General features: G+C 68.8%; 11 protein-coding genes. 8 read left to right on the forward strand and 3 right to left on the reverse strand.

The window, feature by feature from the left end:
* The first annotated feature begins 42 nt into the window (after window positions 1–42).
* From QRN67_RS08805 to QRN67_RS08820, 4 genes are read left to right on the forward strand one after another with little or no spacing between them, the layout of a single operon-like run.
* Window positions 43–1,221, forward strand: a complete 1,179-nt coding sequence (locus tag QRN67_RS08805; protein WP_285411503.1) for an acetyl-CoA C-acetyltransferase — start codon at window positions 43–45, stop codon at window positions 1,219–1,221.
* Window positions 1,222–1,226: 5 nt separating this feature from the next.
* On the forward strand, window positions 1,227–2,030 hold the full coding sequence (locus tag QRN67_RS08810) for an enoyl-CoA hydratase-related protein (RefSeq protein ID WP_285411504.1): 804 nt from the start codon (window positions 1,227–1,229) through the stop codon (window positions 2,028–2,030).
* Window positions 2,031–2,087: 57 nt separating this feature from the next.
* The gene (locus QRN67_RS08815) at window positions 2,088–3,344 is read left to right on the forward strand and encodes a 6-phosphofructokinase (protein WP_285411505.1); all 1,257 of its coding nucleotides are present in this window, start codon (window positions 2,088–2,090) and stop codon (window positions 3,342–3,344) included.
* Entirely contained in the window at window positions 3,344–3,574 is a 231-nt protein-coding gene (locus QRN67_RS08820; protein WP_106937590.1) for a cysteine-rich CWC family protein, read from the forward strand. The genes QRN67_RS08815 and QRN67_RS08820 overlap by 1 nt, the downstream gene beginning before the upstream one ends.
* Here QRN67_RS08820 and QRN67_RS08825 read toward each other — a convergent pair.
* Complete coding sequence (locus QRN67_RS08825) at window positions 3,565–4,902, reverse strand: zinc-binding metallopeptidase family protein (RefSeq protein ID WP_285411506.1); 1,338 nt, start codon at window positions 4,900–4,902, stop codon at window positions 3,565–3,567. The two genes, QRN67_RS08820 and QRN67_RS08825, sit on opposite strands and share 10 nt — an antisense overlap.
* Before the next feature lie 145 nt (window positions 4,903–5,047).
* Between QRN67_RS08825 and QRN67_RS08830 the strand changes: the two genes are divergently transcribed.
* From QRN67_RS08830 to QRN67_RS08845, 4 genes are all read left to right on the forward strand, one after another.
* On the forward strand, window positions 5,048–6,553 hold the full coding sequence (locus QRN67_RS08830; protein ID WP_081270078.1) for an MFS transporter: 1,506 nt from the start codon (window positions 5,048–5,050) through the stop codon (window positions 6,551–6,553).
* A gap of 77 nt (window positions 6,554–6,630) precedes the next feature.
* A complete protein-coding gene (locus QRN67_RS08835) occupies window positions 6,631–7,776 on the forward strand; it encodes an ABC transporter substrate-binding protein (protein ID WP_285411507.1) in 1,146 nt (381 codons plus the stop codon).
* A 39-nt stretch (window positions 7,777–7,815) separates the two neighbouring features.
* Complete coding sequence (locus QRN67_RS08840; RefSeq protein ID WP_081270080.1) at window positions 7,816–8,583, forward strand: class II glutamine amidotransferase; 768 nt, start codon at window positions 7,816–7,818, stop codon at window positions 8,581–8,583.
* 116 nt (window positions 8,584–8,699) lie between these two features.
* Window positions 8,700–10,916: a TonB-dependent receptor gene (locus QRN67_RS08845; protein ID WP_285411508.1), complete on the forward strand. Its 2,217-nt coding sequence runs from the start codon at window positions 8,700–8,702 to the stop codon at window positions 10,914–10,916.
* Window positions 10,917–10,925: 9 nt separating this feature from the next.
* On the opposite strand, the gene gshB is transcribed toward QRN67_RS08845, so the two are convergent.
* Together gshB and QRN67_RS08855 are read right to left on the reverse strand one after the other, a co-directional pair.
* A complete protein-coding gene (gshB, locus tag QRN67_RS08850) occupies window positions 10,926–11,885 on the reverse strand; it encodes a glutathione synthase (RefSeq protein ID WP_081270082.1) in 960 nt (319 codons plus the stop codon).
* The gene (locus tag QRN67_RS08855; protein ID WP_285411509.1) at window positions 11,885–12,019 is read right to left on the reverse strand and encodes a hypothetical protein; all 135 of its coding nucleotides are present in this window, start codon (window positions 12,017–12,019) and stop codon (window positions 11,885–11,887) included. Before QRN67_RS08855 ends, gshB begins: the two co-directional genes overlap by 1 nt.
* Between the last annotated feature and the right edge of the window lie 99 nt (window positions 12,020–12,118).

Genomic DNA, 12,118 nt, shown 5'->3' on the forward strand with positions numbered 1-12,118 from the left:
GCGTCCGGCATTTCACAGGCTTCCTGAACGAAGGACATGAACATGGCAGAGGCATACATCGTTGCCGCGGCGCGCACGGCCGGCGGCCGGCGCGGCGGCAAGCTCGCGGGCTGGCACCCGGCGGACCTGGCGGCGCAGGTGATAAACGCGCTGGTGGCACGCAGCGGCATCGACCCGGCGGCGGTGGAGGACGTGATCCTCGGCTGCGTGAGCCAGGTGGGCGAGCAGGCCACCAACATCGCGCGCAACGCGGTGCTGGCGTCGAAGCTGCCTGAATCGGTGCCGGGCACATCGGTCGACCGGCAATGCGGCTCGTCGCAGCAGGCGCTGCACTTCGCGGCACAGGCCGTGATGTCGGGCAGCATGGACGCGGTGATCGCGGGCGGCGTCGAGAGCATGACGCGCGTGCCGATGTTCACGCCCAACGTGCTGCCCGCGAAGGCGGGGCTGGGCACCTACATGAGCCCCGCGATGAAGGCGCGCTACCCCGGCGTGGAGTTCAGCCAGTTCACCGGCGCGGAAATGATCGCCAGGAACTACGGCATCGAGAAAAGCGCGCTCGACCGCTACGCGCTGGAGAGCCACCACCGCGCGATCGCCGCGACCCGCGTGGGCGCGTTCGACGACGAGATCGTGCCTGTCGACGTGCTGCTGGCCGACGGCACCCGCGGCGGCGAGGCGCACACGGTGGACGAAGGCATTCGCTTCGACGCGACGCTCGAAGGCATCGCGGGCGTGAAGCTGATCGCCGAGGGCGGGCGCTGCACCGCCGCCACCGCGAGCCAGATCTGCGACGGCGCGAGCGGCGTGCTGGTGGTGAACGAGCGCGGCCTGAAGGCGCTGGGCGTGAAGCCGCTGGCGCGCATCCACCACATGAGCGTGATGGGGCACGACCCGGTCATCATGCTGGAAGCCCCGCTGCCCGCGACGCAGCGCGCGCTGAAGAAGGCCGGCATGAAGATCGGCGACATCGACCTGTACGAAGTGAACGAAGCCTTCGCGCCGGTGCCCATCGCATGGCTGCAGGCGCTCGACGCCGACCCGGCGCGGCTCAACGTGAACGGCGGCGCCATCGCGCTGGGCCATCCGCTGGGCGCCTCGGGCACCAAGCTCATGACCACGCTGATCCACGCGCTGGCGAAGCGCGGCAAGCGCTACGGCCTGCAGACCATGTGCGAAGGCGGCGGCATGGCCAACGTGACCATCGTGGAAAGGCTTTGAAGGCGATGAGCGACCAGGCTTTCATCCTCCACGCGCTGAACGACGGCATCGCCACGCTCACGCTGAACCTGCCGGCCAAGCTGAACCCGATCGCGCGCGAACTGCAGGTCGAGCTGCGCGACGCGCTCGAGCGCATACGCGACGACCGCACGGTGCGCGCAGTGATCCTCACCGGCGCCGGCAAGGCCTTCTGCGTGGGCGCCGACCTGAGCGCGATGGCGCCAGGCGAAGCCGGCAAGTCGCTCGGCACGCAAACCGCCGAGTGGATGCAGGAACTCAGCAATCCGCTGATCGAGACGCTGCGCACCCTGCCGGTGCCGGTGGTGGCCGCGGTGAACGGCCCGGCAGCCGGCGCGGGCGTGGGCCTGGCGCTCGCGGCCGACGTGACCATCGCGGCGCGCAGCGCCTACTTCTACCTGCCCTTCCTGCCCAAGCTCGGCATCGTGCCCGACCTCGGCTGCACCTGGGCCATTCCGCGCCGCGCCGGACGGGCGCGCGCGATGGGCATGGCGCTGCTCGACGAGCGCGTGGACGCGGAGCGCGCGGTGCAGTGGGGCCTGATCTGGTCCTGCGTGGACGACGCGCAGCTGATGGAGGAAGCCACCGGCGTCGCGCAGCGCCTCGCCCGGCTGCCGGCGCATGCGGTCGTCGAGGCGCGCGAGGCCTTCGACGCCTCGGAGCGCCACTCGCTGGGGGAACAGCTGCACTACGAGAGCGAACGCCAGCGCGAGCTGATCGACCGGCCGAGCTTTCGCGAAGGCGTGAGCGCCTTCCTGCAGAAGCGCCCGCCGGTCTTCGAGAGCCGCTGACATTCCGACACCGGCGTCCGCTGGCGCCGGCCCGGGGGCTGCGTGACAATGCCGCGCATGCCCATCCCCAATGCCTTCTACGCCCAATCAGGCGGCGTCACCTCGGTCATCAACGCGTCGGCCTGCGGCGTGATCGAGACGGCGCGCCGGCACCCGGAGCGCATCGGCAAGCTCTACGCCGGGCGCAACGGCATCATCGGCGCGCTGACCGAGGAGCTGATCGACACCGGCGCCGAACCGGCCGAAGCCATCGCGGCGCTGCGCACCACGCCGTCCGGCGCCTTCGGCTCGTGCCGCTACAAGCTCAAGTCGCTGGAGAAGAACCGGCGCGAGTACGAGCGGCTGATCGAGGTGTTCAAGGCGCACGGCATCGGCTACTTCTTCTACAACGGCGGCGGCGATTCGGCCGACACCTGCTTCAAGGTGAGCCAGCTGTCGCAGTCGATGGGCTATGCGCTGCAGGCCATCCACGTGCCCAAGACCATCGACAACGACCTGCCGCTGACCGACTGCTGCCCGGGCTTCGGCTCGGTCGCGAAATACGTGGCGGTGTCGACCATCGAGGCCTCGTTCGACGTGCGCTCGATGGCGGCGACATCGACCAAGGTGTTCGTGCTCGAGGTGATGGGGCGGCATGCGGGATGGATCGCCGCGGCCGGCGGGCTCGCCGCGGACCAGGGCATTCCGGTGGTGGTGCTGTTCCCGGAGATCGAGTTCGACAAGGTGCGCTTCCTGGCGCGTGTCGACGAACTGGTGAAGCAGCACGGCTATTGCTCGGTGGTGGTGTCCGAGGGCTGCCACCACCTCGACGGCACCTTCCTCGCCGAACAGGGCACGCGCGATGCCTTCGGCCATGCGCAGCTGGGCGGCGCGGCGCCGGTGGTGGCGCAGATGGTCAAGGACGCGCTGGGCCACAAGTTCCACTGGGCCGTGGCCGACTACCTTCAGCGCGCGGCGCGCCACATCGCCTCGGCCACCGACGTGAAGCAGGCCTACGAGCTGGGCCAGCGCGCGGTGGAGCTTGCGCTGGAAGGCCGCAACGCGGTGATGCCGACCATCGAGCGCATGTCCGACGTGCCGTACACCTACCGCATCGGCAGCGCACCGCTGGAGGCGGTGGCGAATGTCGAGAAGCCGATGCCGCGCGATTTCATCTCGGACGACGGCTACGGCATCACCGAGAAGTGCCGCCGCTACCTGCTGCCGCTGATCGAGGGCGAGGACTACCCCGCCTACAGCGGCGGCCTGCCGGTGTACACCACGCTGCGCAACCTGGCCGTGCCGAAGAAGCTGCCGGCCTTCGAGATCGCATGATGGCAACCGGCACGGCGGTCATCGACGCCACGCGCTGCCCGCTGTGCGGCGGGCCGAACCGCTGCGCGATGGAGATCGAACGCGAGACCGGCCGGGCGCAGCCGCCCTGCTGGTGCATGCAGGTCGACTTCAGCAATGCGCCGCTGACCAACCTGCCGGAAGAAATGCGCGGGCTGGCGTGCATCTGCATGCGCTGCGCAACGGGCGCCGCGCCGCAGCGTCAGGACTGAGCGGCGTCCTGGGACTGCGACTGGGTCTGCGTCTGCGATTGCGTCTGGGGCTGCACAGCCTCCGGCGCGGCCACCTCGCCCGACATCACCATCGACGGCGTATCGCCCTGCCGCTGCTGCGTGATCACCTGGTGGATGAACTGCAGCTTGCCCACGGCCGTGCGCGGCAGCACGAAAGGGTAGTAGTCGGGCTGGCCCATGCTGCGCGACAGCTCGTTGAGCACGTTGGTGAGCAGCACCCAGCCGTTGATGAAGTCGAGGAACTGGCCGGCATCGGGGTGGTCCGGCTGCCACAGGTCGTCGAGGGTGAACAGGTCGTTCGTGAGCTCGACGTTGGCCGCATCCACGCCGAAGCTCATCGCGGTGTCCGCCGTGTCGGCCATGTGCAGGTAGTGCGCCCAAGTCTCGGCCCAGTCTTCCCACGGATGCGTGCTGGCGTAGCTGCTGACGTAGCGGTCGGTCCAGTCGGGCGGCGGGCCCTGTTCGTAGTGGGTCTGCAGCGCGGCCGCGTAGTCGGCGCGCTCGTCGCCGAAGAGCGCGCGGAAGTCGTCGATCCACGGCGTGGGCTGCACCAGCAGGTCCCAGTAGTAGTGGCCGATCTCGTGGCGGAAATGGCCGAGCAGCGTGCGGTAGGGCTCGCGCATCTCGGCGCGGATGCGCTCGCGCACGGCGTCCTCCGCCTCTTCGGCGTTGAGGGTGATCACGCCGTTGTCGTGGCCGGTCATGACGTGCGGGCCGCCCGGCACGTTGCTCAGGAAGTCGAAGGTCATGCCGTGCACCGGATCGGCGTGGCGGCTCACCACGGGCAGGCCGAGCGCGAGCAGCTGCGATATGAGCCGGCGCTTGGCGGTTTCCAGCTTGCGCCAGAGTTCGCCGTTGCTCTCCATCGACAGGTCGGGAATGGTGCGGGTGACGCTGCACGCGAGGCAGTAGCCCGGTGCCAGGCCGTGCGGGTCGGCGGGCGGCTGCTCGCCTTCACGCGCGGCCGGCACCATCCAGCTGCAGGCGGCGGGCGTCATGAGGTTGGCGCAGCGGTGGTAGGTGGGGCCGTGCGGGTCGCCGAACACGGTGAAAGTGTCGGGCTGCGCGCCTTCGCCTTGCGCCGGCGCGAGCGGCACGACGCCGAGGCGGTCGACCACGTAGCCCAGCGGCGTGTGGCAGGCCAGGCATTCGCTGTTGCGCAGGAACACGGGGCGCCCGCACTGGCAGCGGTAGGCCCGGCTGACGGTGGGCGCGGCGAGCTCGGTGGCGAGCGTGGACGCGCCTTCGGGTTCGGCGGCGGCCGGGGCGCCGCCTTGCGGATCTTGGGCTTCGGTCAGGGAATCCATGTGGTTGTCTTGATCTTCTGGAAGACGTCTTCTGGAAGACGCGGAGGGGACAGCCGGGCCATTGTGCGACCCGCGCGCACGGCCCCCATCGCGCAAACACCGATATGCTTGTAGGACGACGGACCCCGAGACATTCCGCCGCCCCATGACCTCCCCACAGACACCCGAAGAAGCCGCGAGCACGCCGGCCCCGCCCTCCATCGGCACGCTGCGCCAGCGCTATGGCGAACGCTATCGCTGGTACCTCCTGCTGTCGGTCATGGTGGGGACGATGGCGTCGATCATGTCCTCGACCATCGTCAACGTGGCCATTCCGGGCATGAGCCATCACTTTTCGCTCGGGCAGGAGCGCGCGCAGTGGGTGAGCTCGGGCTTCATGGTGGCGATGACGGTCTCGATGCTCACCACGCCGTGGCTGCTGTCGCGCTACGGCTACCGGCGCACCTATGTCGGCACGATGGTGCTGCTCCTGCTGGGCGGCATCGTGGGCGGCGTGGCCAACGACTTCTCGCTGGTGCTGTTCGCGCGCGTGGCCGAAGGGCTGGCGGCGGGGGTGGTGCAGCCGATTCCGGCCATCATCATCCTGCGCGCCTTCGAGCCGCACGAGCAGGGGCGCGCGAGCGGCATCTTCGGCATGGGCGTGGTGCTGGCGCCGGCCATCGGGCCGAGCATCGGCGGTGTGCTGGTCGACCTGTTCGGCTGGCGCTCGATCTTCTTCATGGTGGTGCCGTTCTGCCTGGCCTCGCTCTGGCTGGCCTACAAGTTCGTGCCGACCACGGCGCCCGGCGGCGTGGCGGCGGTGCGCGGCGGCGGGCTCGACGGGCGCGGGCTGGCGCTGGGCACCATCGGCACGCTGTGCCTGCTCAACGGGCTGGTGGCGCTGCGCGGCGATTCGCCCCTGCAGGCAGGGCTGCTGCTGGCCGGCGCGCTGGCGGCGTTCGGCGCCTTCGTGTGGTGGCAGCGGCGGCTGGCGGCTTCGGGCGGCACACCGCTGATGAACCTGGCGCTGTTCCAGTACCGGCAGTTCGCGATGGGCAGCGTGGTGGCGTTCATCTACGGCACGGCGCTGTTCGGCTCGACCTACCTGCTGCCGGTTTACATGCAGGTCGGGCTGCACCTGTCGGCCTCGCACGTGGGCACCATCCTGCTGCCGGCGGGCATCGTGCTGGCGCTGACCATCGCCGGCGTGGGCCGGCTGGCCGACAGGCATCCGACCTGGGTGCTGGTGACCATCGGGCTGGCGCTGCTGGCCGCGTCGTTCGCGCTGATGATGGTGCTGCGGCTGGACAGCGCGCTGTGGCTGCTGGTGGCGTTCGCGATCATCGGGCGCATCGGGCTGGGTTTCATCCTGCCCTCGCTCAACCTGGGCTCGATGCGGCCGCTGGCCAAGCCGCTGATTCCGCAGGGCGCCAGCGCCATCAACTTCGTGCGCATGCTGGGCGGCGCGGCCGGCGTGAGCCTGTGCGCCATCGTGCTCGAGTGGCGGCTGGCGGCGCACGGCGATTCGCTCGCCAACCCGATGAGCAGCCCGGCGCGGCTGGCCGCCTTCGACGAGGTGTTCGCGATGCTCGCGGGGCTGTGCGCGCTGGCGATCTGCGCGGCCTGGCAGCTGCGGCAGGGGCCGGCGGAGACTGTGCGCAAGCCTGGGTAAACCCCGGCGGCGGAAGACGGGGCTTTCGATTTCAATTGTTATCAGTTGTATCGAACTCGCCAGCGAGCCCCATTCCCATGCATCGCAGAAATTTCATTGCCGCTTCGGCGGCGGCCGTCGCCGTGCCCGCGCTCGGGCTCATGGCTTCCGCCCAGGCCGCCGAAAGCGGCGTGGCGGACACCGAAATCGTGCTCGGCCTCACCGGCATCCTGAGCGGGCCGCTCGGGGCGCCGATCAAGGTCGTGGTGGCCGGCGCGGGACTGGCTTTCGACGCGGTGAATGCGCAGGGCGGCCTGTCGGGTCGCAAGATCCGGCTGGTGTCGCTCGACGACGAGCTGGTGCCCGAGAAGGCGGTGGCCAACTACGAGAAGCTGCTCGCCGAGCACCGCGCCTTCGCCTTCTTCGGCTGCGTGGGCTCGGGCACCACCGCGGCGGCGGCCAAGTTGCTGAACCAGAGCGGCGCGCCGATGGTCGCCGGCTATGCGGTGTCGGATTCGGCGCGCGAGAAGGTCGCGGGCTCCGGCTACTTCGTGCGCGCCACCTTCGCGCGCGAGGCGCAGGCGCTGGTTCAGCACCTGACGACCATCGGCGTCTCGCGGATCGCGGTGGCCTACCTCGACAACCCCGGCGGCGCCGAAGTGGCCAGGCTGGTCGAGGCCGCGCTCGCCACGCTGCAGCTCAAGCCCGTGGCCGCCGTGCCGGTGAAGGGCGACGGCTCGGCCAACGAGGCCTCGGGCAAGGCGCTGGCGGACAGCAAGGCGCAGGCGGTCATCATGTACCTGGGCGGCGGCATCGGCGGCGAGGTGATGAAGAGCGCCTGGGCCGCGGGCGGGCGCCAGATGTTCTATGGCATGTCGATCGTGCCGGGCGACGTCACGGCGCGGCTGGTGGGCGACAAGACCAGCGGGCTGGCCATCTCGCAGATCGTGCCCTACCCGTGGAGCGAGGTGGACGCCGGCGCAAGAGAGTATCGGCAGCTCGCCGAGCGCGCCAAGGTCGACGTGGGCTATCTGAGCTACGAAGGCTACGTGAACGCGCTGGTGATGATCGAGGCGCTGCGCCGCACCGGGCGCGACCTGACGCGCGCCAGGCTGCATGCCACGCTCAAGGCGATGAAGCTGCGGGTGAACAACATGGATATCGATTTCACCGGCGCCAGCAACACCGGCTCGCGCTTCATCGAGATGGTGCGGGTGACGAAGGAAGGCAAGTTCCTGCGCTAGCGGACGCCCGGCCGCGCGAATCGCGGTCTAATTGCGGGCATGTGTCAATTGCTAGGGATGAACTGCAACACGCCGACCGACGTGACCTTCAGCTTCACGGGGTTCGCGCAGCGCGGCGGCCGCACCGATCACCACGCCGACGGCTGGGGCATCGCGTTCTTCGAGGACCGCGGGCTGCGCCACTTCGTGGACCACCAGCCGGCGTGCGAATCGCCGGTGGCCGAGCTGATCCGGCGCTATCCCATCCAGAGCCGCAACGTCATCGCGCACATCCGCAAGGCGACGCAGGGCGAGGTCAACCTGCAGAACTGCCACCCGTTCGTGCGCGAGCTGTGGGGGCGCTACTGGGTGTTCGCCCATAACGGCGACCTGAAGGAATTCCGCCCGCGCCTGCACGGCAACTTCCACCCGGTGGGCAATACCGACAGCGAGCATGCCTTCTGCTGGATCATGCAGGAGCTGGCCAAGTCGCACGCGGGAGTGCCGAGCATCGAGGAGCTGACGCTCACGCTGCGCGAACTGGCGCCGCAACTGGCGAGCCACGGCACCTTCAACTTCATGCTGTCCAACGGGCAGGCGCTGTGGGCCCACGCGTCGACCAACCTCTGGTACGTGGAGCGGCAGCATCCGTTCGTCACCGCGCAGCTCTCCGACGAAGACCTGGCGATCGACTTCGCGCAGCACACCACGCCCAGCGACCGCGTGGCGGTGGTGGTGACGGCGCCGCTCACGACCAACGAAACCTGGACGCAGTTCGCGCCCGGCGAGCTTCATGTGTTCGTGGACGGACGGCTTTCGGGGTACTGAAGCCGAGGTTGCAACCTTTCTACTGACACATTTTCGCAACAGTGCAATAAAGTATCAGCGGACGGACGAAAGTGCGAGAACAATAACTGTTCTCATTTGCATCTTTCGAACCGTCCATGCCCGCATCTCATTTCCATCTTCGGCCTGTCGTGGCCGCAACGCTGCTCGCGCTCCATGCCGTGGCGGCACTGGCCCAGAACAACGCGGCCGAACCGGCCGCCGCAACGGCGTCGAGCGGCACGCTGGCCACGGTGAACGTGGAAGCCAGCGCCGACGCATCGGCCGAGGGCCTGGCCAAGCCCTATGCCGGCGGCCAGGTGGCACGCGGCGGGCGCGTCGGCATCCTGGGCACCCAGGACATGATGAGCACGCCCTTCTCCAGCACCAACTACACCAACGAGCTGATCCAGGACCAGCAGGCCAAGAGCGTGGCCGACGTGCTGCTGAACGACCCGTCGGTGCGCCAGGCGCGCGGCTTCGGCAACTTCCAGGAGCTGTACGTGGTGCGCGGCTTCCCCGTGTACTCGGACGACGTGTCGTACAACGGCCTCTACGGCATGCTGCCGCGCCAGTACATCGCCTCCGAATTCTTCGAGCGCGTGGAAGTCTTCCGCGGCGCCAACACCTTCCTGAACGGCGCGGCCCCCGGCGGCAGCGGCATCGGCGGCGCGATCAACCTGCTGCCCAAGCGCGCGCCCAACGAAGCGCTCACGCGTGTCGGCTTCGGCGTGCAGAGCGGCGGCCAGGGCTTCGTCAATCTCGACCTGGCCCGCCGCTTCGGTCCCGACGACAGCCTGGGCGTGCGCGTGAACGCGGTGCGCCGCGAAGGCGGCACCGGCGTGAACAAGGAAAGCCAGCAGCTCAGCGCCTTCGGCGTCGGCCTCGACTGGCACAACCGCAACGTGCGCCTGTCGGCCGACTTCGGCTACCAGGACTACGACCTGAAAGACGGCCGCCCGAGCCTGACGCCCTCGTCCACGCTGCCGATCCCGCGCGCGCCCGACGCCCGCACCAACTTCGCCCAGCCCTGGACCTATTCGAAGGAAAAGGACAAGTTCGCCACCTTCCGCGGCGAAGTCGACATCACCGACAACATCACCGCCTGGGCCGCCGGCGGCGTGCGCCGCAGCAGCGAAGACAACGTGCTGTCGAACCCGACGCTCACCGACGCCTTCGGCAACACCAGCAACACGCGCTTCAGCAACACCCGCGAAGACCGCATCGGCACCGGCGAAATCGGCGTGCGCGGCAACTTCACCACCGGCCCGGTGAAGCACACGCTGGTGGCCTCGGCCGCCAAGTACAGCAACGACCGCGACAACGCCTACGCCATCTCGGCGCAGAGCGTGCGCAACAACATCTACACGCCGTACGCGTCGCCCTACCCGGTCGCCAACGGTGCTTTCGTGGGCAACACGCTCGACGACCCGCGCCTGACCGACCGCATCGAAACATCGAGCGTGGCCGTCGCCGACACCATGGCGTTCATGGACGACCGCCTGCTCGTCACCCTCGGCGCGCGCCGCCAGACCATCAAGCAGACGAGCTACGCCTACAACACGCTCAAGCAGACCAGCGACTACGACAAGAGCAAGACCACCCCGGTGGCCGGCGTCGTGTTCAAGATCACGCCGACCGTCTCGGCCTACGCCAACTACATCGAAGGCCTCGTCAAGGGCAACGTGGCGGGCACCACGGTGAACAACCGCCCCGTCACCAATGCCGGCGAAATCTTCGCGCCGTACCAGGCCAAGCAGAAGGAGATCGGCGTCAAGTACGACGGCGGCACGCTCGGCGCCAGCGCCGCGTTCTTCACCACCGACCAGCCGACTTACTACTACGCCGGCCAGACCTACGGCCTGTACGGCAAGCAGCGCAACCAGGGCCTGGAGTTCTCGGTGTTCGGTCAACCGGCCAAGGGCCTGCGCCTGCTCGGCGGCCTGACGCTGCTGGACGCCAAGCAGAAGAACACGCAAGGCGGCGCCACCGACGGCCTGACGGCCATCGGCGTGGCCAAGCAGCAAGCCAACCTGGGCGCCGAATGGGACGTGCCGGGCCTGCGCAACCTGTCGCTGAACGCCCGCGTGCTCTACACCTCGAAGCAATACGCCAACGCCGCCAACACCCAGTCGGTGCCGTCGTGGACGCGCTTCGACATCGGCGCGCGCTACCTGGTCGACCTGGGCAACGGCCGTGCGCTCACGCTGCGTGCGCGCATCGACAACCTGTTCAACAAGTCGTACTGGGCCTCGGTGGGCGGTACGCAGGGCAGCAACTACCTGGTGCTGGGCGCGCCGCGCACCTTCTCGCTGAGCGGCACCATCGACTTCTGACGCTGGAGCTCAGCGGCCCTGCGGCTGCAGGGTCGCTTCCAGCGCATCGATGAACATCGCCGGCACGTCGAAGCCGGTCTGCTCGGTGATTTCCTGGAAGCAGGTCGGGCTGGTCACGTTGATTTCGGTGACCGAATCGCCGATCACGTCGAGCCCGATCAGCAGCAGCCCGCGCGGCGCGAGCACACGGCCGATGGTTTCCGCGATCTCGCGGTTGCGCGCGGTCAGCGGCTGCGCCACGCCCTTGCCGCCGGCCGCAAGGTTGCCGCGCACCTCGGTGCCTTGCGGAATGCGCGCCAGCACGAAGGGAGCCGGCTCGCCCGCGATGATCAGGATGCGCTTGTCGCCCTGGACGACCTCGGGCACGAAGCGCTGCACCATGATGGTCTCGGCGCCGTCCTTGTTGAGCGTCTCGACGATGGAGCCGAGGTTCAGCGCGTCCTGCTTCACGCGGAAGATGCCCATGCCGCCCATGCCGTCGAGCGGCTTCAGGATGATGTCGCCGTGCTCCGCGTGGAAGTCGCGCACTGCCTGCGCGCTGCGCGTGACCAGCGTGGGCGTGACGAACTGCGGAAACTCCATGATCGCGAGCTTTTCCGGGTGGTCGCGCAGCGCGCGCGGCGAGTTGACCACCCGGCCGCCCTCGCGCTCGGCCTGCTCCAGCAGGTGCGTCGCGTAGATGTACTCGGCGTCGAAGGGCGGGTCCTTGCGCATCAGCACCGCGTCGAAGTCCTTCAGCGCCTTCGACTCGGTGATGTCGACGCGGTACCAGTCCTTCGCGTCGCCCGTCAGCGTGATCTGCTGCACCGTGGCGGTGACGAAACCGCCCGACTTCCACTGGATGTCCTGCGGCAGGCAGGCGGCGATGCGGTGGCCGCGGCGCTGGGCCTCGCGCATCATCGAGAAGGTGGTGTCCTTGTAGATCTTGAAATGATCGAGCGGGTCGGCGACGAAGAGGATGTTTTTCATCAGGCGTTCTTTCTTGCGGTGCCACGAACGGCGGGCGCCGCCGGGTATCGGGGCGCGATGTTGCCGGAAGCGGCGATGTCCTTGCCGGCCGGGGCTTTTTCTCCATGCGCGCGGCCGGGCTGGAGCAATCGCATCGCGCGATTGTGCCGGGAGCCGTCAGCGCCAGATTGTCAACAATCTGAGCGACACAATGTCAACCATCGGGCACGGGACTTGCACGAACCCGCTTGCGA

Source organism: Variovorax sp. efr-133-TYG-130, assembly GCF_030208835.1.
Taxonomy (GTDB): domain Bacteria; phylum Pseudomonadota; class Gammaproteobacteria; order Burkholderiales; family Burkholderiaceae_C; genus Variovorax.

Excerpts from the sequence above, each read along its gene's own strand:
- QRN67_RS08810 (WP_285411504.1), top strand. The coding sequence starts at position 1,227 with ATGAGCGACCAGGCTTTCATCCTCCACGCGCTGAACGACGGCATCGCC.
- QRN67_RS08805 (WP_285411503.1), top strand. The coding sequence starts at position 43 with ATGGCAGAGGCATACATCGTTGCCGCGGCGCGCACGGCCGGCGGCCGG.
- QRN67_RS08815 (WP_285411505.1), top strand. The coding sequence starts at position 2,088 with ATGCCCATCCCCAATGCCTTCTACGCCCAATCAGGCGGCGTCACCTCG.
- QRN67_RS08845 (WP_285411508.1), top strand. The coding sequence starts at position 8,700 with ATGCCCGCATCTCATTTCCATCTTCGGCCTGTCGTGGCCGCAACGCTG.
- QRN67_RS08835 (WP_285411507.1), top strand. The coding sequence starts at position 6,631 with ATGCATCGCAGAAATTTCATTGCCGCTTCGGCGGCGGCCGTCGCCGTG.
- QRN67_RS08840 (WP_081270080.1), top strand. The coding sequence starts at position 7,816 with ATGTGTCAATTGCTAGGGATGAACTGCAACACGCCGACCGACGTGACC.
- QRN67_RS08830 (WP_081270078.1), top strand. The coding sequence starts at position 5,048 with ATGACCTCCCCACAGACACCCGAAGAAGCCGCGAGCACGCCGGCCCCG.
- QRN67_RS08855 (WP_285411509.1), bottom strand. The coding sequence starts at position 12,019 with ATGCGATTGCTCCAGCCCGGCCGCGCGCATGGAGAAAAAGCCCCGGCC.
- gshB (WP_081270082.1), bottom strand. The coding sequence starts at position 11,885 with ATGAAAAACATCCTCTTCGTCGCCGACCCGCTCGATCATTTCAAGATC.
- QRN67_RS08820 (WP_106937590.1), top strand. The coding sequence starts at position 3,344 with ATGGCAACCGGCACGGCGGTCATCGACGCCACGCGCTGCCCGCTGTGC.
- QRN67_RS08825 (WP_285411506.1), bottom strand. The coding sequence starts at position 4,902 with ATGGATTCCCTGACCGAAGCCCAAGATCCGCAAGGCGGCGCCCCGGCC.